The sequence below is a fragment of the Mesobacillus zeae genome (assembly GCF_003570705.1).
GTDB classification, from domain to species: Bacteria; Bacillota; Bacilli; order Bacillales; family Cytobacillaceae; genus Mesobacillus_C; species Mesobacillus_C zeae.
This window is the reverse complement of sequence record NZ_QWVT01000024.1, coordinates 1-19,121: the sequence shown is the minus strand read 5'-3', so window position 1 is coordinate 19,121 and position 19,121 is coordinate 1. Positions and strand designations below refer to the sequence as shown.

At 45.2% G+C, this 19,121-nt stretch carries 18 protein-coding genes and 2 pseudogenes; 5 read left to right on the top strand and 15 right to left on the bottom strand.

The window, feature by feature from the left end:
• Nucleotides 1–52 precede the first annotated feature (52 nt).
• Complete coding sequence (locus tag D1970_RS14065; protein WP_119113511.1) at nt 53–2,248, bottom strand: RelA/SpoT family protein; 2,196 nt, start codon at nt 2,246–2,248, stop codon at nt 53–55.
• Nucleotides 2,249–2,600: 352 nt separating this feature from the next.
• Here D1970_RS14065 and D1970_RS14060 point away from each other — a divergent pair, with 352 nt between their 5' ends.
• The 3 genes from D1970_RS14060 (at nt 2,601) to D1970_RS23430 (ending at nt 3,616) form a co-directional block, all read left to right on the top strand.
• Nucleotides 2,601–2,873: an alpha-helical endospore appendage domain-containing protein gene (locus D1970_RS14060; protein WP_119113510.1), complete on the top strand. Its 273-nt coding sequence runs from the start codon at nt 2,601–2,603 to the stop codon at nt 2,871–2,873.
• Nucleotides 2,874–3,173: 300 nt separating this feature from the next.
• A complete protein-coding gene (locus D1970_RS22050) occupies nt 3,174–3,359 on the top strand; it encodes a hypothetical protein (protein ID WP_142921018.1) in 186 nt (61 codons plus the stop codon).
• Entirely contained in the window at nt 3,341–3,616 is a 276-nt protein-coding gene (locus D1970_RS23430; RefSeq protein WP_119113509.1) for a YncE family protein, read from the top strand. The genes D1970_RS22050 and D1970_RS23430 overlap by 19 nt, the downstream gene beginning before the upstream one ends.
• Before the next feature lie 77 nt (nt 3,617–3,693).
• On the opposite strand, the gene D1970_RS14050 is transcribed toward D1970_RS23430, so the two are convergent.
• The 4 genes from D1970_RS14050 to D1970_RS14035 form a co-directional block, all read right to left on the bottom strand.
• On the bottom strand, nt 3,694–4,206 hold the full coding sequence (locus tag D1970_RS14050) for an adenine phosphoribosyltransferase (RefSeq protein WP_119113508.1): 513 nt from the start codon (nt 4,204–4,206) through the stop codon (nt 3,694–3,696).
• The gene (recJ, locus tag D1970_RS14045) at nt 4,197–6,560 is read right to left on the bottom strand and encodes a single-stranded-DNA-specific exonuclease RecJ (RefSeq protein ID WP_119113507.1); all 2,364 of its coding nucleotides are present in this window, start codon (nt 6,558–6,560) and stop codon (nt 4,197–4,199) included. Before recJ ends, D1970_RS14050 begins: the two co-directional genes overlap by 10 nt.
• Nucleotides 6,561–6,700: 140 nt before the next feature.
• On the bottom strand, nt 6,701–8,965 hold the full coding sequence (gene secDF / locus D1970_RS14040) for a protein translocase subunit SecDF (protein WP_119113506.1): 2,265 nt from the start codon (nt 8,963–8,965) through the stop codon (nt 6,701–6,703).
• Between the two features lie 151 nt (nt 8,966–9,116).
• Nucleotides 9,117–9,419 (bottom strand): post-transcriptional regulator, encoded by a 303-nt coding sequence (locus D1970_RS14035; protein WP_119113505.1) that lies wholly within the window; start codon nt 9,417–9,419, stop codon nt 9,117–9,119.
• A 125-nt stretch (nt 9,420–9,544) separates the two neighbouring features.
• On the opposite strand from D1970_RS14035, the gene spoVB reads away from it, so the two are divergent.
• Nucleotides 9,545–11,122, top strand: a complete 1,578-nt coding sequence (gene spoVB, locus D1970_RS14030; protein ID WP_119113504.1) for a stage V sporulation protein B — start codon at nt 9,545–9,547, stop codon at nt 11,120–11,122.
• A 25-nt stretch (nt 11,123–11,147) separates the two neighbouring features.
• On the opposite strand, the gene D1970_RS14025 is transcribed toward spoVB, so the two are convergent.
• Nucleotides 11,148–11,801: a DUF421 domain-containing protein gene (locus D1970_RS14025; protein WP_119113503.1), complete on the bottom strand. Its 654-nt coding sequence runs from the start codon at nt 11,799–11,801 to the stop codon at nt 11,148–11,150.
• 189 nt (nt 11,802–11,990) lie between these two features.
• Here D1970_RS14025 and D1970_RS14020 point away from each other — a divergent pair, with 189 nt between their 5' ends.
• Complete coding sequence (locus D1970_RS14020) at nt 11,991–12,374, top strand: TIGR04086 family membrane protein (protein WP_119113502.1); 384 nt, start codon at nt 11,991–11,993, stop codon at nt 12,372–12,374.
• Between the two features lie 39 nt (nt 12,375–12,413).
• Here the strand turns inward: D1970_RS14020 and yajC are convergent, their stop codons facing one another.
• The 9 genes and pseudogenes from yajC to D1970_RS22445 form a co-directional block, all read right to left on the bottom strand.
• Nucleotides 12,414–12,686, bottom strand: a complete 273-nt coding sequence (gene yajC, locus D1970_RS14015) for a preprotein translocase subunit YajC (protein ID WP_119113501.1) — start codon at nt 12,684–12,686, stop codon at nt 12,414–12,416.
• 37 nt (nt 12,687–12,723) lie between these two features.
• On the bottom strand, nt 12,724–13,863 hold the full coding sequence (tgt, locus tag D1970_RS14010) for a tRNA guanosine(34) transglycosylase Tgt (RefSeq protein ID WP_119113500.1): 1,140 nt from the start codon (nt 13,861–13,863) through the stop codon (nt 12,724–12,726).
• 47 nt (nt 13,864–13,910) lie between these two features.
• Nucleotides 13,911–14,939, bottom strand: coding sequence for a tRNA preQ1(34) S-adenosylmethionine ribosyltransferase-isomerase QueA (gene queA, locus D1970_RS14005; RefSeq protein WP_119113499.1), 1,029 nt, complete (start codon nt 14,937–14,939; stop codon nt 13,911–13,913).
• 18 nt (nt 14,940–14,957) lie between these two features.
• Nucleotides 14,958–15,163 (bottom strand): annotated as a pseudogene (locus D1970_RS14000) (DUF2905 domain-containing protein).
• Nucleotides 15,160–16,161: a Holliday junction branch migration DNA helicase RuvB gene (gene ruvB / locus D1970_RS13995; RefSeq protein WP_119113498.1), complete on the bottom strand. Its 1,002-nt coding sequence runs from the start codon at nt 16,159–16,161 to the stop codon at nt 15,160–15,162. The pseudogene D1970_RS14000 and the gene ruvB overlap by 4 nt, the downstream one beginning before the upstream one ends.
• A 28-nt stretch (nt 16,162–16,189) precedes the next feature.
• The gene (gene ruvA, locus D1970_RS13990; RefSeq protein ID WP_119113497.1) at nt 16,190–16,786 is read right to left on the bottom strand and encodes a Holliday junction branch migration protein RuvA; all 597 of its coding nucleotides are present in this window, start codon (nt 16,784–16,786) and stop codon (nt 16,190–16,192) included.
• 208 nt (nt 16,787–16,994) lie between these two features.
• Nucleotides 16,995–17,519: a BofC C-terminal domain-containing protein gene (locus tag D1970_RS13985; protein WP_119113496.1), complete on the bottom strand. Its 525-nt coding sequence runs from the start codon at nt 17,517–17,519 to the stop codon at nt 16,995–16,997.
• Nucleotides 17,520–17,598: 79 nt separating this feature from the next.
• The gene (locus D1970_RS13980; protein WP_181213200.1) at nt 17,599–18,576 is read right to left on the bottom strand and encodes a phosphotransferase; all 978 of its coding nucleotides are present in this window, start codon (nt 18,574–18,576) and stop codon (nt 17,599–17,601) included.
• A pseudogene (locus tag D1970_RS22445) lies at nt 18,566–19,121 on the bottom strand (hypothetical protein); the annotation flags it as partial. The gene D1970_RS13980 and the pseudogene D1970_RS22445, both read right to left, overlap by 11 nt.

Here is a 19,121-nt window from a genome sequence, read left to right as displayed (position 1 = left end):
TAAAGGGTGCCTGACGCATCAGGCACCTATTGATTTAGCTAAAATAGAATGTTTAATTGAGCACCCTTCTGACTGAGTAAATATCTGATATTTGCTTGATTCGATCGACTACTTTCTGGAGGTGGCTGACATTCAGAATCGCAATGGACATATTGATTGTCGCCACTTTATTTCGATCGGATTTGCCGGAAACTGCGGAAATATTTGTCTTTGTTTCGTTAACAGCCTGAAGCACTTCATTCAGCAGGCCGCGCCTGTCATAACCGCTGATTTCAATATCGACATTATACTCCTTGCGGTCATTCAGGCCTGTTTCCCACTCAACAGGTATCAGCCGGGCCTGCGCATCATCGCTATTGATATTCGTACAGTCCGAACGGTGAACAGAAACTCCGCGTCCTTTTGTGATGAAGCCAACAATTTCATCTCCAGGGATTGGGTTGCAGCATCTCGACAAGCGGATAAGCAGGTTGTCGATACCAGATACCCTAACGCCTGATTCCCGCTTTTTCACCGGAGTTATGCCTTTTAACCCCGATACAGCTTCCGCAAGATTTTTTTCCTGCTCCATATCCCGCATCTTGCGCCATTTTTCCGTCAGCCTGTTTGCCACCTGGAGAGCAGTGACTCCGTTATACCCAATCGCAGCAAACAAGTCCTCCTCATTGGAGAAGTTAAACTTCTCGGAAACCCGCTTTATGTTCTCTGTTGTCAATATTTCCTTGACTTCAAATTCCATTGCCCTAATTTCTTTTTCAACAAGTTCGCGTCCTTTTTCCACATTTTCATCTTTGCGCTGCTTCTTGAAAAATTGGCGGATCTTATTTTTAGCCTGTGAAGTCTGGGCAAGCTTCAGCCAATCCTGGCTAGGTCCATAGGAGTGCTTGGAAGTCATAATCTCGATTATATCGCCTGTTTTCAGTGTATAATCGAGCGTCACCATTTTCCCGTTCACCTTGGCTCCGATTGTCTTATTCCCGATTTCCGAGTGGATCCGGTAGGCAAAGTCAATCGGCACCGATCCGGCAGGCAGTTCAATGACATCACCCTTTGGCGTAAATACAAACACCATGTCTGAGAACAAATCGATTTTCAAAGATTCTATAAACTCTTCTGCATTAGCAGTTTCATTTTGGAACTCAAGTATTTCCCTGAACCATGTCAGCTTTTTCTCAAAGGCAGTGCTCTCATTGAGAGGCTTTCCTTCTTTGTAAGCCCAATGGGCCGCAACCCCGAACTCAGCAATCCTATGCATTTCCGTTGTCCGAATTTGAACCTCAAGAGGGTCTCCCTTCGGTCCGATGACCGTCGTATGGAGAGACTGATACATATTCGGCTTAGGCATGGCAATATAGTCCTTGAATCGGCCAGGCATTGGCTTCCAGCATGTATGAATAATGCCGAGGACTGCGTAGCAATCTTTAATGCTGTTGACAACAATCCTGACAGCCAGCAAATCATATATCTCATTAAATTGCTTGTTCTGCAGGACCATTTTTCGATAAATGCTGTAAATATGCTTTGGCCTTCCGGAAAGTTCCGATATGATGGAAACTTCACCAAGCCGTTCTCGGACCTCCTCAATGACATCCTTCAGGTAAAGCTCCCGCTCAGCCCGCTTTCTTTTCATCAGGTTAACGATCCGATAGTATTGCTGAGGATTCAAGTACCTTAAAGCAGTATCCTCAAGCTCCCATTTAATTTTCGATATCCCCAGCCTATGGGCAAGAGGTGCGAAAATTTCAAGAGTCTCATTGGAAATACGGCGCTGCTTCTCCTGAGGAAGGTGTTTCAGCGTCCGCATGTTGTGAAGCCTGTCGGCAAGCTTGATTAGAATAACCCTTATATCCTGGGCCATCGCCACAAACATTTTCCGGTGGTTTTCTGCCTGCTGTTCCTCATGAGATTTATATTTAATTTTACCCAGTTTCGTGACACCATCAACAAGCATTGCCACTTCCGCATTGAAGGCCTCTTCAATATCATCAAGTGTAATGGACGTATCTTCGACCACATCATGAAGAAATCCGGCAGCCACAGTGGATGGATCCATTTCCAAATCTGCCAGGATACCGGCAACCTGAATTGGATGGATAATATAAGGCTCGCCTGATTTGCGAAATTGGTCATGATGGGCCTCACTGGCGAAATCATATGCCTTTTTCACCAGTTCAACATTTTCATCATTTAAGTAAGTTTTTGTCAATTCGATGACTTGTTCGGCGGTCATCACCTGATCATTCGCCATTGGGATCTCACCTTATTTATTAAAATCAGGGGGCCTCCTCGGCCTCCTGGCATTCGTCAATCATGGAAATTAAAAATAGATCCTGCATATCAAGATATGAAGGATATTGTATTTATTATCAAAGAAAAACTCATATATGTAAAGAGAAAGGATGTTTTTGAAGGCGTAAATAAGAAATTTGTCGAAAATCATTTGGTTTTTACTATTAAAAATAAAGTTTATCTACCTCTACCTTCGGCCCCTCTCATCACATTATCCATTTAAAAAGGCGACCATGCCAAAACAATTGTCCAATTTAGCCGAATCTTTATTACATACGCTATAGAGAAAAAGCAGAAAGGAGTGAAAAAGTATGTCTCAACCTAGTTTGCCAAATTTCACACCCGCTATCACCCGTACATGGGATGATGGAATTAACCTCTTGCTCTCATTGATAGCAATGGAAGAGCTTGGAATGGCTCATATATTGAATGCGAAAGGAGAAAAAATCCAGTTTGCTCTCGGAACAATCCCCGGGCTGACAGGCGCAACGACTAACATTGCCGATATTCTCGCTGTAAACACGAGTGTACAGTCGACACTTGACCTTCTTATCAAACCGGAAATATTGCTAAATCTAAATTAAACACGGTCGTAGGCTCAATCACTGTTTCTGTCATCGATCCAGCTACAAATACTGTCGTGCCCACCGTTCCACTTGGATAAGGGTTAACGGTTGGAGTCGTGTATAACCCTAACAATAACAGAGTTTATGCAACAGCTAATCCAGCATCAAGGATCGTTGCTATTGATCCGGCCACCAACACTGTTGTCAATACCATTCCACTAGCAGGAGCAACTCAATTTGTGTCCCTTTATGTAACAAAAAACAGATTGTAAACGCTCTGGAACATCTTTAGAAGTAATTGATGCAGCTACAGAAACAGTGATTGCTACCATTCCCCTCGGCAGGATAGTCGGAGGAGAAATATTCATCCTCGAATCTCTCAACGCGGCTTATGTGTCACTGAAAACAGGAGCGATTGCTGTGGTCGACACTACAACCAATACTGTCATTGCTAATATCCCGACAACAGGCCTACACCTTCAAGCATTGCTTACAATCCACTGACCAATTCGTTATACGTCCCGGACTTTAACGCGAACCAGGTTACGGTCATTGATGCAGCCACCAACACAGTGACAGCTGTAATCCCTGTTTCAAACGGTCCTTTTATTGCACGCGTAGATCCTGCAACAAATCTAGTATACGTTTCAAACATTTCTGGCGGCACTGTTACCGTCATAGACCCTAATTCAAACACCATCGTCAATACTATTCCTGGCTTCGCCTCTTCGTTTGGCCTCGACTTTGTTCCTTCGCCATAATAAAAGTAGTCCTACTGACAATTGAAATTGCACACAAAAAAGCCCCCTGCCAAAAGCGACAGAGGACTTTGTTGTATTTAATATTTCATTAGCGTAAGAACATCATAGCCGCCCAGCTTTGAACGTCCGTCAAGATAGGACAACTCGATCAGGAAGGCAATTCCTGCAACGATGCCGCCAAGTCCTTCAACGAGTTTGATGGTGGCGTCAATCGTTCCACCTGTCGCAAGAAGGTCATCGGTGATTAGAACCTTTTGCCCAGGCTTGATGGCATCCTTATGGATCGTCAAGACATCCTTGCCGTATTCGAGGCCGTAATTTACTTTGATTGTTTCTCTAGGTAGTTTACCTTCCTTGCGGACAGGGGCAAAGCCCACGCCTAGTGAATAGGCAACGGGGCAACCAATTATGAAACCACGCGCTTCAGGGCCTACCACGATTTCAATTTCTTTTTCTTTTGCATATTCGACAATCTGGTCAGTCGCATATTTATATGCTTCACCATTGTCCATTAATGTGGTGATATCTTTAAATTTAATACCTGGTTTTGGCCAATCGGGTACGATTGTCACAAATTGCTTTAAATCCATTCTTCAACTGCCTCCTCATTTTGCACCGACCCTTGAATGACCTGGTCGAACCAGCCCTTCAACTGTTCATAGGATGAATAAAGCAAATCATTTTCAAGAGTGAAAGTCGCTAGTTTTTTCTGGTATGTTTGTGATTCGGATAAATCTTTTTTCGAAGCTTGTTTCTCCAAAGATATAAATCCATTGTTTATTTTAACAAAATCCAGGTCAAAAAACACCTTTGACATAAAATTGATTGTTTCTGTCGTCCATCCACGGTATTTTGCAAGCTCCTCACCGTTCTTTTCCAAATCAAACGGCCCTGTTTTCGCGAGGAACGCATAATACCATTTGAAATGCTCGCGTGTTGGCATCGTACTGAAGAAATCGCTGTCCTCTTTATAAAAGTGGACATAAATCCTTGCAGGGTGTTTTCCGTGAAGCAAGGATTCTATTACATTTATTGAAGGCGGCAAGTCGAGTAAAACAATATTCCGCCCCGTTATATCTTCCTCTTCTGCCTCTTTTTCAGTAAGCAGGTTCCTAAGAGGTGGAGCTGAAAGACGCTGGAACTTTTCCTGATTGGCAGAATGAAAGGAAATCCACTCCGAATCAGAAGGAATGATTTCAGTTAGCTTATCAAGACTCCTCAATCCGCGCAAATCAAACATCTGCCAGGAATCAACACTTATATCCTGCAAAAAGATTTGAGGTTTCCTCACATTATTCCATTCATTGACAGACAGCTCGCCAATGGCTGAAATCCGTGACAGAGGGGAAATATGATCCTGGAGGCTCCCCAGCCCAAAGCCAATTCCGTCAAGAGTATATCCTTCATTCTCAAGCATGACTTTTAAATGTTTTTTGTCTGCTCCTATGCGCCTCATGGATGAAATCCTGACATCTTTAATTAAAAATCGCGGCTTGGGATTGCCGACACCATAAGGAGAAAGCAAATCCAATTCTCTGATCGAATCAAGGCTTATCTCATCAAGACCTGCTACCGCCTCGACATCACTGACTGGAACTAAATCTTCTTCCGCCAGCTGTTCCTTTGCCATTTCGTTCAGCCTGTCCCTCAGCTTCCCGACATCCTCGATTTCCAGGGTCATCCCAGCAGCCATCGGATGCCCGCCGAAATGAGGAAGCAATTCCCGGCAAGCAGATAGATTCTTAAACAGATCGAAGCCGGCAATACTTCGTGCAGACCCTTTCGCTATCCCTTTTTCCTCGTCAAAGCACAGGACGATTGCAGGCCTGTAGAATTTCTCGACAAGCTTTGAAGCAACGATACCGATTACGCCGGGATTCCAGCCTTCTTTTCCAATAACGAGGACTGTGTTATCAGAGGGCGGATAATACGTTTCTACTTCCCTGATCGCTTCCTCTGCAATAGACGCAACAAGTGCCTGGCGCTCCTTGTTCAGTGCGTCGATCTCGAAGGCAAGCTCTTCCGCTTCTCCGGGGTCCTCAGTCATCAGAAGCCTTACAGCGGGGTCTGCACTTCCTAGCCTCCCAGCCGCATTAATTCTTGGGCCGATGAGAAAGCCAAACGTCTCCTCATTGATTCCGGAAAGATCCGTTTTTGCCAGTTTCAGCAGCGCCCGTAGCCCTTCATTATTCGTGCTTTTTATTTGCCTAATCCCATTGCGTGCAATCAGCCGGTTCTCCCCACGGAGTGGTACAAGGTCAGCAATGGTGCCGATGGCAGCTATTTCGAACAGCTCTTCAGGGACATACCCATACAGCGCGTGGGCAACCTTGAAGGCTACTCCTACTCCTGCTAGATCCTTGAACGGATATTCGCTGTCCGGTAATTTTGGATGGATGGTCGCAAATGCATCTGGAAGGACAGGACCTGGCTCATGGTGATCGGTAATAATCAAGTCTATGCCCAGTTCCCGCGCCACTCCGGCTTCGTGAACTGCCGAAATTCCTGTATCTACTGTAATGATCAGCTTGATTCCTTGTGATGCTGCGTTTCTGAAAGCTGGTTCATTGGGACCGTATCCCTCAGTAAAACGATTTGGTATATAGTAACGGACATTGGCGCCCATTTCGCTTAGCACCTTCATCATGATGGTAGTGGAGCTGACACCATCAGCATCGTAATCACCGAAAATCATCATCGGCTCCTGACTCTCAATCGCCAAGTTGATGCGGCCAACAACCTTGTCCATGTCTTTCAGTAAAAAAGGATCGTGAAAAGCCGTATCCTGTCCGAATAAAAACTGACGGGCTGCTTCCCCGGTATGTATTCCTCGGTTGACTAGCAGCATGGCTGTCAATGGCGAAAGGTTTAGCTCACGGGCAAGTTCCTTAGCTTTATTTTCATCAGATGGGCTCAACACCCAGCGAGTCCTGGACTTTAACATATATTCACCCCTAACTTTTTCATTATACAGAAGGATGAAGCGGGTTTCAATGAACGATCGCACGAAGAAAGAATGAATAGCTATCCTTTCAAAACAAAAACCGCAGGGAGGCTTCCCTGCGGCAAATACACCGTAAAAAATTAAACTTGAGGTTCATCCGAATACTTGCGTTTTTCTTTATATGTCTTGATCGTACCTTTTCTTTTCAGTTCCTTTTTCTTCCATACATACCATAGCTGTGCAGCAATGAAAACGGAAGAGTATGTCCCTGAAATTAGGCCGATAAGGAGCGCGAATGAAAAATTCCATATTGACTCGCTGCCAAAAATCAGGAGCGCAACAACAGTGATGACAACGGTCAAAACTGTATTAACCGAACGTCCAAGCGTTTGCCTGAGGCCTGTATTGACAATGTCGGCAATATCTTCAGGAGTCTTAAGCTTGCGCTTCTTCTGCATATTCTCACGCATCCGGTCGAAGGTGACAATCGTATCATTGATTGAATAACCAACGATTGTCAAGATGGCGGCAATGAAAGTCAAGTCGACTTCAATCCGCAGCAAACTGAAGACCGCGACAATCAGGAATGCATCATGCATCAGTGAAACGATGGCAGCAAGGGCCATGTGAATTTCAAAACGCACCGTGACATAAATGATGATACCGATGGAAGCAATCAAAAGCGCAATAAATGCGTTCTTGGCCAGCTCTTTTCCGACTGTCGGTGATACTGTGCTGACATTCGGTTCAGAACCAAACTTCTCTTTGAAATGTCCTTTCAGTTCTGAAATTTCATTTTTGGACAAGACGCCTTTGTATCTTGCTACACCTATATCCTTATTATCACCAGAAATCACAATATCGTCGGTCTGTATGCCTGCTTTATCAAGCTCTGTTTTCACCACTTCGGTTGTCAGAGGTGAATTTGCCAAGAATTCTACACGCGTACCGCTGGAAAAGTCTATGGCAAGATTGAGCCTGAACACTGCCAAGATGATGAGTCCCGCTGTGATAAGCGCAGCCGAACCAAGGAAGAATTTATTGTGATGCTTTACAAAATCAAACTTATCGAACCTTGTTTTTAAGTCGAGCGTATCGAAATTTTCGGAAATGTTATGGATCTCACTTTTCTTGACACCAAACCATTCTGGTTTATTTTTAAACCATCCTGATTTAACCCACATGCCCAAGAATAGGCGTGATCCGAAAACAGCCGTGGCAAAGCTTCCAAAAATACTGAGGATCAGCATTGTCGCGAACCCTTTTACCGAGCTTGCCCCATAAAGGAAAAGGACAACTGCGGCAATCATTGTTGTAAAGTTCGCATCAAGGATCGTGGAAAGCGAGTTTTTACTTCCCGTTTCAAACGCAGCCTTGATCGTCCTGCCAACCTTCAATTCTTCTTTAATCCGCTCATATGTGATGATATTGGCATCAACCGCCATACCAACCCCGAGAATCAATGCCGCGATTCCAGGGAGTGTAAGGACACCGTTCATCCAGTCAAAAACAAGCAGGATCAAGTAAATATAAATTAATAAGGAGATGACTGCAATGAAACCAGGGAATCGATAATAGACAAGCATAAAGGCAAAAATAGCTAGAATACCGATGATCCCCGCAAGAATCGTTTCGTTTAATGCCTGTTCGCCGAATTTCGCTCCGACAGATGTGGAGTACTGTTCATCCAGCTTTACTGGCAGGGCTCCTGCATCCAGCAATGAAGCGAGTTCCTTCGCTTCCTCAATCGAGAAATCTCCTGTAATTTGAACAGTCTTGTCATTCAGGACTTTCGTGACAGCCGGGGCAGACAAATATTTTGGTTTTTCCTTCATCCGCTCTGCCTTGTAGCTGTCTTTTCCCTCTTCAAAATCAAGCCAGATGACGAGCTGGTTTTCGGGAGCCATATCAAGAATTTGTTTTGTAACCTGACCAAACTTGTCCCTGTCTTTTAAAGTAATGGCTACACTTGGAGCGCCGTATTCGTCAAAGCTTTGCTCTGCTCCGTTTTCAGCAAGATCGTTTCCGCCAAGCATTTTTTTGTCATTAACATCCCTGAAGCTCAGGTTTGCCTCAGTAGAAAGGATTTCCCGTGCTTTGTTCTGGTCTTTTACACCCGCCAGTTGGACACGGATCCTGTCATCGCCTTCGATTTGGATATTCGGCTCACTTACTCCCAGCACATTGACCCGCTTATCCAAGGCGTCGGCAGTGCTGACCATTACCTCACGGTCGATTTTCTGCCCTTTTTCAACTGGTTCTACTTTATAAAGGACTTCAAAGCCTCCTTGAAGATCAAGGCCTAGCTTGATTCTGTCGATAATGCCTTTACTAGTTGCACCCATTGCACTTCCGAGAAGCAGAATAATCAGAAAGAATGCAAGGATGCGGCTGCGTTTTACCATTATGTATAAGTCCTCCTTAAATAAAAACAAAGAATAACTCCCTAATACCGAGCCTAAAAACAAATGAAACGGGAAAATAGCTTAAGCATTTTTATTATGTAACAGAATAAAAATCCTGTCAATTAAAGGCAGGACTCTATTATCCCGATGATTAATCCATTTGCTCCACAGGTTTACTGTCTTGCTGGCCATCGAGGCTGGTACTGGCACTCCTGAATGCCTCCACTGTCATGAAATTGATCAGTTCTCCCGGCTTTACTGATAATACATCAGCAACGACTTCATACAAATGGAGATCTTCATTCAAGTTTTTCCACTTTTTTTTATCGAGGTAATTCCACAGCTCAGCAGCTGTCACTTTCTCAAAGCCAAGCATTCCAATTTCCTCAATCTTGCTTTTTATTGCTGGCTGCACTTCACGCCAATATCTCACATGCCTATTCCCCGAGTTCATTCATTCAGCCTCCCAGCCGTCTTGCCAAATTGGAAATCTCGTTAATGTTGTCATGCTTTGTCCACATTCGTGCATATAGATTATTGTATCTGAAATAAGCTCTTTTGAGAAGGCAGGGAACAGCGATGTCGAAGTTTTTAAGAGGGACTATTATTTTGCTAGCAGCGGGGCTGGTGACCAGGGTTCTTGGGTTTATCAACAGGATCGTAATTGCCCGTTTTATTGGTGAGGAAGGGGTCGGCCTTTATATGATGGCTTTCCCGACTTTGATCCTCGTCGTGACAATCACACAGATGGGGCTTCCTGTTGCGATTTCAAAGCATATAGCCGAAGCCGAGGCAAAAGGAGATCACGGCAAAATAAAAAAAATACTTGTCGTCTCACTGGCTACGACAATTTCCCTTTCGCTCGTTTTCACCCCAGCCCTCATCCTTCTGGCTCCTTACCTGTCAAAGACACTGTTTACCGATACGCGGACACTTATGCCGCTTTTGGCAATTGCACCGATTGTTCCGGTTGTCGCGATTTCTTCCGTGCTGCGAGGATATTTCCAGGGAAGGCAAAACATGAAACCGGCAGCGGTTTCGCAGGTAATCGAACAACTGGTCCGAATCCTGCTGATCGCCTTCCTCACAAGGGCGTTCCTTCCCCATGGCATCGAGTATGCGGCTGCCGCAGCAATGGTTGCATCAGTAGCCGGTGAACTCGCCTCGCTAGCCTACTTGATGGCGGCTTTTAAACTAAAAAAGAAATTCAGGCTGCGCAAAAACTTTTTCCAGGCTGTTCAGTCCGGTCAGTCAACGTTCAAGGAATTGATGAATATCGCCATTCCTGCAACAGGCAGCAGAATGATCGGATCGATTTCATGGTTCTTTGAACCGATTGTCGTGGCGCAAAGCCTTGCAAACGCAGGCATTACAGCATCCATGGCAACAAAGCAATACGGGGCCCTAACCGGATTTGCCCTGCCGCTATTGATGTTGCCGTCATTCATCACTTTTTCACTGTCCACCGCACTTGTTCCAGCTATCAGCGAAGCCAATTCGAAAAACAACCACCAGCTGATCGAGCACAGGCTTCAGCAGTCACTCCGTCTTTCCCTTCTATCGGGAGGTCTTGCCGTTGTCCTCCTCTATGTTTTGGCGGAACCCCTCATGATCGTTATGTACGGGTCGGATAGCGGATCGCAGTTTATCAGGCTTATGTCGCCTTTCTTTATTTTTTACTATTATCAGGGGCCCCTACAGGCAACGCTGCAGGCACTGGATCTTGCAAGGGCGGCTATGATCAACAGTTTGATAGGTAATATAGCGAAAACGGCTGCCATCTTCCTCCTGGCCAGCCAGCCGAGTTTTGGAATCATGGGTGTGGCACTTGGTATTACATTAGGCGTTGTGCTTGTAACAATCCTCCACTTCGCTACGGTACTGAAGAGAATCCCGTTCACCTTTTGTGTCCGCGAATATACGGCTGCTTTTGCCATCATGGGAGTATCATTTCTCGCAGGATTCCAGCTGTACGGCCGGCTGCCTATTGGATGGGGGCTGCCTTTGCGTGTGCTGTTTGTTTCCATACTGCTGACCACTTTCTACTTTTTGCTCGTCATTGCAGCAGGCCTTTTGAAAAAAGAAGAAGTTGTCCGGATTCCATATATTGGACGCCCCTTATCCGCTCTTTGTATTAGCTCTGGAAAAAGAAATTGAAAGCAAGCTTAACACAGCAGCAGTCTCACTTTTTTTCGTTGTCTATGTCAATAAAAAACTTTCCATTATGGTAACTGCAGATGGAAATCTTCTCTATATCATGGTAACCCTTCTCGCTAAGCTTTTGCAGCAACCATTTTTTCGACTTTTCGATTCTTTTAAGATTTTCTGCAATGGCTACACCGTCCACAACAAGTGGCACGGGCAGGCCCCCTTCAATACCATCCTCCCCCTTCGGGAAGACGGATAGTTTCCCTGAAGTTTCAAGGATGGCGTACTCCACTTCGCTTATATCGGGGAAGTCCTTCTCACGGAGCTGAAGAAGTAAATCATCAAAATTATAGCGATGGCGTCTCATTTCTTTCTCATCAATTTTCCCCTTTTTGATGATTATGCTCGGCCTGCCATCGATTGTGTCCCTGAACCACTTGCTTTTTAATGATATAAAGGCAAGAAGGAGCTGAATACCTACTAACAGGAGGATTGGCAGGATTGATCGTATAAGAGGGACATCTGGTTCTTCAATTGCCATCCCAGCAATTTCTCCAATCATGATAAAAACCACGAGATCCAGGAGGCTTAGTTCACCAACTTCCCTTTTGCCCATCAGTCTGAAAATGAGGAGAATCAATGAGTATAGAAGCAATGTCCTGAAAGCGACGACCAGGTATTGTTCCAATAGTGCCTCCCCCTTCTAATTTTTTGCTCTTCCTTATAGGATTCAACATAGATAAAAAAGTATGAGATTTTTTATTTGTTAAGAAATCCCGAAAAAAATCACTTCTACTTTTTTTTATAGGGAATATGCTTGTACTAATAATACAAGCCGGTCCGCTTCTTGGCCGGTCTGGGGAAAGGGGTTGGGTGAATGGAATCAAGAAATACGGGAATCTCGGTACTATATGGGCTAGGGGCAGTTTTTGCACTGGCCATTGCCGGCAGTTTGGTTTTTTCTCTTCTGCTTAGATTTACTTCAATCCAGGAAGCTTCATTACAGTATATTGTAACGACAGTATCTTTTATCGCATTATTTACAGGTGGATTCATTACTGGGGGAAAAGGCAAGCATAAAGGGTGGCTGCTCGGGGGGATGACAGGCAGTTCCTACACATTGATTATATTCCTATTTCAATACCTCGGGTATGACTCCTTGTTCTCAGCCCAGCAAATGATTTATCACACCTGCTATATCGTCACAGCAATGATGGGCGGCATACTCGGTGTCAACATGTCATCGCCAGGGAGAACTTAAAGAATATAAAAAAGGAAGCAGTAGCCTGCTTCCCCTTTTTTATTCGCCTTCCTTTTGGATGACCTCACGAATCGCTCCGCGGTCATATGTAAGATGGCTTCCATCGCCGCACTTGATGACAACTGTTCCTTCATCAAGCGAATCAACAAAACCATGGAGCCCGCCAATTGTAACAACGCGGTCCCCTTTTTTCATTTCGCTTTGCATCTGCATGACCGCTTTTTGCTTTTTTTGCTGTGGGCGGATCAGAAGAAAGTAGAAAAGCACGAACATCAATAACAGCGGTAACACTGTACCAACCATTCCATCCATATTGAATAACCTCCTTTTATAAATTGATGCAGGCCTGTTAAAAGTTTCTGGCACCTGGCTGATTGAAGCCATAGCGCTCAAAAAACTCTTCCCTGAAATCTCCTAATCGGTCTTCCATAATGGCCTGCCTGACTTGCTCCATTAATTTTAGCAGAAAATATAGGTTATGGTAAGACGTAAGCCTAATTCCAAACGTTTCATCGCATTTTATCAAATGCCTTATATACGCACGGGAGTAATTGCGGCATGTGTGGCAGTCGCAATTCTCGTCAATCGGGTTGAAATCGCGTGCATACCGTGCATTCTTTACAACAAGACGCCCATTGCTTGTCATCAGTGTGCCGTTACGGGCAATCCTTGTAGGAAGGACACAGTCGAACATATCAATTCCACGGATTGCCCCGTCAATGAGAGAATCCGGTGAACCGACACCCATTAAATAACGCGGCTTGCTGGACGGAAGCAAAGGTGTAGTGAATTCAAGCACTCTGTTCATTACATCTTTTGGCTCTCCGACAGACAGCCCTCCGACTGCATAGCCAGGGAAATCAAGTGAAACAAGGTCTTTTGCGCTTTGTTTTCTTAGTTCTTCATACTCTCCCCCCTGGATAATGCCAAACAGTCCCTGGTCGTTCGGGCGCTTATGCCCTTCCAGGCACCGTTCCGCCCATCTGGACGTTCTTTCGACTGATTTCTTCATATAGTCAAATTCAGCCGGATACGGAGGGCACTCGTCAAATGCCATCATGATGTCAGAGCCCAGGGCATTTTGGATTTCCATTGCCTTTTCAGGAGAAAGGAACAGCTTGTCCCCATTCATGTGATTGCGGAAATGCACACCTTCCTCTTCTATCTTCCTGAATTCGCTTAGCGAAAATACCTGAAAACCACCCGAATCTGTAAGGATGGCACGATCCCAGTTCATGAACTTATGCAGTCCTCCAGCTTCCTTGATGATTTCATGTCCTGGCCGGAGCCACAGGTGGTAAGTGTTACTCAAGATGATTCCCGCACCCATCTCCTTCAGTTCTTCCGGTGACATCGTCTTGACGGTCGCAAGGGTGCCAACCGGCATAAATGCAGGAGTGTCGAATGACCCGTGCGGAGTGTGGACCCTGCCGAGCCTTGCGCCAGTCTGCTTGCAAGTCTTGATTAATTCATATTTGATGGCAGACAATTGTTTGTTCTCCTTCCATGTATTACAGATTTAAATAGTTTCTGATTCTAAATAATGAGCATTGCATCGCCAAAGCTGAAGAAACGGTATCGTTCTTCCACTGCAGCCTCGTAGGCTTTCAGCACATTCTCCCGACCTGCCAACGCACTGACCAGCATGACAAGCGTTGATTTAGGCAAGTGGAAATTTGTCACCATGCCGTCGATGGCCCGGAATTCAAAGCCAGGGAAGATAAAAATATCTGTCCAGCCGCTTGCTTCCTCAAACCTTCCGCCATGATCCCTTGCAATCGTTTCAAGAGTCCTTGTCGATGTGGTTCCTACCGAAATGATCCTGCCTCCCTGCTCTTTCACTTCGTTCAGAAGTCTGGCTGTCCCTTCAGTAACCTGGTAGAACTCAGCATGCATTTCATGTTCGTCAATGCTATCCACACTGACCGGCCTGAACGTACCGAGTCCGACATGCAGCGTAATAAAGGCAATATGGACGCCTTTGGCACGAATTTCCTCAAGAAGGGATTCGGTGAAATGGAGACCGGCAGTTGGTGCTGCTGCAGAGCCCCTCTCTTTTGCAAAAACAGTCTGGTAGCGCTCCCTGTCATCCAATTGCTCCTTAATGTATGGAGGTAGAGGCATCTCGCCCAGATCTTCCAGCACCTCATAAAAAATGCCTTCATATTTGAAATCCAGGACCCTGCCTCCATGATCTGATTCCTCTGTACATACAGCAGTGAGGAGGCCGTCTCCAAATGCAATGACCGTTCCTGCCTTTACCCGTTTAGCAGGCTTAACCAGCGTTTCCCAGCGGTCACCTTCCTTTTGCTTGAGAAGAAGTACTTCAATCTTAGCGCCAGTCTCTTCCTTTACCCCATAAAGGCGTGCAGGAAGCACTCTCGTATCATTCAATACAAGGCAGTCGCCTGGCTGAAGGTAATTTGTAATATCCTTAAATATTTCATGCTTCACTTCGCCTGTTTTTTTATCCAGCACCATGAGCCTGCTATTCGTTCTTTCCTCGAGCGGCGTTTGCGCAATCAATTCCTCAGGTAAGTGAAAATCAAACAATTCTACTTTCATTATGTCACCCTATTCTGTTTAGCGGAATTTACCGATAAAATAAAAAATGGCGGACAGGACGATACTGACAACAATTGAAGTCATGATGGGGAAATATACAGTCATATTGCCTTTCTTCACAACAATATCGCCCGGCAGTTTACCACCTTGATAAATTGCAGCAAAAATCCTGCTATCAGCAGGACTGCTCCTGCAGCCATCAATAACTTTCCCATCCCCGTCATTCAGCGGGCACCTCCAAATTGAAATGCCGATATACTTCTGCAGTAGCCATTCTCCCTCTTGGTGTCCTTTGAAGAAACCCAATCTGCAGGAGATATGGTTCGTAAACATCTTCAATTGTATGTGATTCTTCCCCAATTGTTGCCGCAATTGTCTCTAGGCCGACGGGGCCGCCGCGGAATTTTTCGATGATCCCCTTAAGTAATTTATGGTCAATATGATCAAGCCCTAAACGGTCCACTTGCATTAATTCCAGCGCATTGTCAGCAAGATTTTCATCTATTACCCCGTTGGCGCGTACCTGGGCGAAATCACGGACTCGCTTTAATAGCCTGTTGGCTATCCTGGGCGTTCCCCTTGACCTTCTCGCAATTTCTCCGGCAGCCTGCTCGCTGATTCCAGTCTCCAGCAAGTCTGCTGTCCTTGTGACGATTTCCTGAAGATGGTTTTCCTGATAATATTCCAGCCTTGAAAGAACCCCAAACCTGTCCCTGAGCGGCGCAGACAGAGAGCCTGCCCTCGTAGTTGCGCCGACAAGCGTGAACGGCGGCAGGTCGAGACGAACGGAGCGGGCAGACGGCCCCTTTCCAATGACAATATCCAGGCAAAAGTCCTCCATAGCAGGATACAGCACTTCTTCAATTGATCTAGGGAGCCTGTGGATCTCGTCAATAAAAAGGACATCACCTGGCTCAAGCGCCGTCAAAATAGCGGCAAGATCACCAGGGCGCTCAATGGCAGGACCTGACGTCGTCCGAAGGTTCACACCCATCTCATTGGCTATAATGGCGGCAAGCGTGGTTTTCCCTAAACCTGGCGGTCCGTAAAGGAGGACATGGTCAAGTGTTTCCTCTCTCAGCCTTGCAGCTTCGATAAAGACTTCAAGATTTGCTTTTACTTTGTCCTGTCCAATATACTGCTTTAAAGTCTGGGGACGCAGGCTTTGCTCAAATGAAAGATCCTGTTCGCCAGCTTCCCCTGAGAGAATTCGTTCTTCCATCTGCTTTTTCACCCTTTAACATATAAAATTAGCCCAGCATTTTTTGCAAAGCCTTTTTAATATACTTGTCGGTAGACAGCTTTTCCTTCCTTAGCCCAGGAACGACCTTTTGGATCTCTTTGTCGGAATAGCCAAGGGCCTTCAATGCCAGCAAGGCCTCATCAAGTTCATCAGGGGCAGCAGGAACATGTTCTGTAAATAAATTCGGAAAATAATCAGGGACAATATCCTGCAGTTTCCCTTTTAAATCGAGAATCATCTGTCTTGCTGTTTTTTTTCCGACTCCCGGAAATTTAACTAGAAAAGATTCATCTTCATTTTCTATCGCCTGCACCACATGTTCCGGTGCTCCCGATGCCAGGATGGCCAAAGCGCCTTTTGGCCCGATTCCTGAAACATTTAACAATTTTGTAAAAAGCGCTTTCTCTTCCCGTGTCGAGAATCCATAAAGCGCCATTTGGTCTTCCCGTACATAATGGTAAGTAAAAATCTTTACATCGGCTCCCGCGTTTTTCGCAAAAGCAAATGGATTCGGTGTAAACACTTGGTACCCGACCCCGCTATTGTCGACCACGATATATTCCGGGCCTACAAAATCGATGCTGCCTTTTATAAACTCATACAATTTCTTTCGCTCCTCCGCTTTGCTGTAACCCATTTTATCATACTATTTTCGGAGGGACGAAGAAAAAACGAAAGAGGAAAGCAAAAATATGCGAACATACAGTCCACCTTTAATCTTCACTTATTTTAAAGAAGGTTTTTCTGGCAGAAAACCGTTGTAATCGAATCCGCTCCAAAATATAAAAAGGGCCGGATATCCGGCCCACAGTCTATTCTGTTCGTGTAAATGCCCTAAAAGTTTCCAGGACTTTCACATAGGAATCCTTGGATTTTATCGGGATACCGCTCTGAAGCTGTTCCAGTGCCCTGCTTTCCAGTTTTCCGACATCTATCTGGAAAAATGAATGGATGGCCTTGCTTTGGCCGGGACGTCCATTAAAAATAGTCAGCACCCCGTCCTCTGATAGGCCAAAATACCCATTTGCTTTTAGTAGCGGGGATATATCATCGACATTCTGCCTGAACACGGCCTTATTTTCTTCCAGCTTTACAAGCTCCCAGGATTCATACCGTGCCCAAAAGTCCTTTGTTGACCAAATTGTTTCCTGAATGGTTTCCTCACTTTTATCTCCATCGAGATAGCATCTTTCCAAAATGACTGTCATCTTCCAAGGTGATACAGTTTCAGTTCCTTGTTCCGGCTGGACGGCCTCTGCTGGCTCTCCACTTAGCGCTAACCCTAGGCCCAAGATAGCAAAAAAAACGAGATTTTTTACAACAGCTGTATATTCCATTGCCGGCCACCTCACTCTTGTAAATTCATTATCTAGTGTGACCATAAATAAAAAGAATATCCGTAAAATTGTCAGGTGTTTAATGCAGGTACGATCGGACCACGTTAACGAATTCGCGCCTTTTACTGAACTGTTGTTCAGTCATGTCTATGAGATGGGACATCCGTTTAGGATGGAAATCCATTCTGTCTTTTAAAATCCTGTTCCACTCCCTCATAATATCGGATGGAAATAGAAGTCCATATAAAAAGAAAGGATCATCCAATTCCTTCTGCAGATGCTTCATTTTTGACAGCGAAACGAAGGACCAATCCATATAGGGAAGAATTCTTCCTGCATACTGCAGCAAATCGTATTGAGGCGGCCCGATGCTGAGTAGGTCGAAGTCGATTAAAAATAATTCACCATTTCTAGCCCTGTGAAAGTTATGGTGGGCAACATCACAGTGGAGAATAGTTTCTTCCTTGCTCTCAAGTCTTTTAGCATGTACAGCAAGACCCTCCAATGATTCTTTTGCCCAGTCTCTAATGTCATTCAATTTCCTTTTACTTATAAATTTCCCTATTGTGGGAAGGTTTTTTCTGAACCTGTTGGCTCTTTCCTTCCATTTTACCGACAGCTCCATTTGAGATAGCATCCCCTTATATTCCCCTACCAATTGTTTGGCACAAACATGGTAATCATCAAGGAGGCTCATCCCTTCAGTTCGTTCATTTTCAGTAAGAAAAGTAAAAGGGGTCGAATCCGGCTCAATATATTGGATTGGAGAATAATAAAGTCCTTCAAAAAACAAATGCTCTCTTGTAAAAGTATAAAAAAGATAGGAATGCGTAAACCCTGATTTGCGTAATGAATCCGCAAACCTTCGCTGGACTTCCATTTTCGGCAGAGATGCAAACCCTTTAAGAATAAAAAATATGCCCTTCGTTTCTGCGAGATACACATCCGCCCTGATAGGAACTAGACTGTTGACTTTGAAAGGTAGCACTGTATTTAAATAGGAGAAGAGACGATCAAGGAATCTATCGTCTCTTCTCGAATGGAACTTAATATTCATCGCTCTCTTCATCATCCAGTCTTGGCATGCCATGCGGAGCATTGTCTATCGGCATTCCATGTCCCATTTGAGGATCATAGGCCCCCTGCACCATCGGCATACCATATCCGCCCGGGGCGCCATATCCAGCTGGATAGCCGTACCCATGCTGTGCCGGCATTCCATAAGATCCCCCGCTACCACAGCCACAGCCGTGCGCCTGATGATGCATCATTGGTGCCTGCATATTCATATGGCCGTGGCCATAACCTTCTCCGTGCATATACGGCATCGGCGCCGCCATCATTCCCTGAACCTGCGGCATCATTCCCATATGCGGCGGGTAACCGTCCGGCTCGCAAAGACCTGATCCTGGCAATACAGGGGATACAGGTACACCATGGTGAGGTTCTTCACACGGCATTCCCATTCCTGGAGAAACTTGCTGTGCCGGCATATATGCAGGCATGTTTTCAGCAGGCATACCGTAGGCTGGCATATTCGCCATGCCCGCCGTATTCGGCATGTTTGGCATGTTCGGCATGTTCGGCATATTCGCCATGCCT

Excerpts from the sequence above, each read along its gene's own strand:
- D1970_RS14035 (WP_119113505.1), bottom strand. The coding sequence starts at position 9,419 with ATGAACTCGGGGAATAGGCATGTGAGATATTGGCGTGAAGTGCAGCCA.
- spoVB (WP_119113504.1), top strand. The coding sequence starts at position 9,545 with ATGTCGAAGTTTTTAAGAGGGACTATTATTTTGCTAGCAGCGGGGCTG.
- D1970_RS14065 (WP_119113511.1), bottom strand. The coding sequence starts at position 2,248 with ATGGCGAATGATCAGGTGATGACCGCCGAACAAGTCATCGAATTGACA.
- recJ (WP_119113507.1), bottom strand. The coding sequence starts at position 6,560 with ATGTTAAAGTCCAGGACTCGCTGGGTGTTGAGCCCATCTGATGAAAAT.
- D1970_RS14020 (WP_119113502.1), top strand. The coding sequence starts at position 11,991 with ATGGAATCAAGAAATACGGGAATCTCGGTACTATATGGGCTAGGGGCA.
- D1970_RS13980 (WP_181213200.1), bottom strand. The coding sequence starts at position 18,576 with ATGAATATTAAGTTCCATTCGAGAAGAGACGATAGATTCCTTGATCGT.
- yajC (WP_119113501.1), bottom strand. The coding sequence starts at position 12,686 with ATGGATGGAATGGTTGGTACAGTGTTACCGCTGTTATTGATGTTCGTG.
- secDF (WP_119113506.1), bottom strand. The coding sequence starts at position 8,965 with ATGGTAAAACGCAGCCGCATCCTTGCATTCTTTCTGATTATTCTGCTT.
- ruvB (WP_119113498.1), bottom strand. The coding sequence starts at position 16,161 with ATGGAAGAACGAATTCTCTCAGGGGAAGCTGGCGAACAGGATCTTTCA.
- D1970_RS13985 (WP_119113496.1), bottom strand. The coding sequence starts at position 17,519 with ATGGAATATACAGCTGTTGTAAAAAATCTCGTTTTTTTTGCTATCTTG.
- D1970_RS14050 (WP_119113508.1), bottom strand. The coding sequence starts at position 4,206 with ATGGATTTAAAGCAATTTGTGACAATCGTACCCGATTGGCCAAAACCA.
- queA (WP_119113499.1), bottom strand. The coding sequence starts at position 14,939 with ATGAAAGTAGAATTGTTTGATTTTCACTTACCTGAGGAATTGATTGCG.
- D1970_RS14060 (WP_119113510.1), top strand. The coding sequence starts at position 2,601 with ATGTCTCAACCTAGTTTGCCAAATTTCACACCCGCTATCACCCGTACA.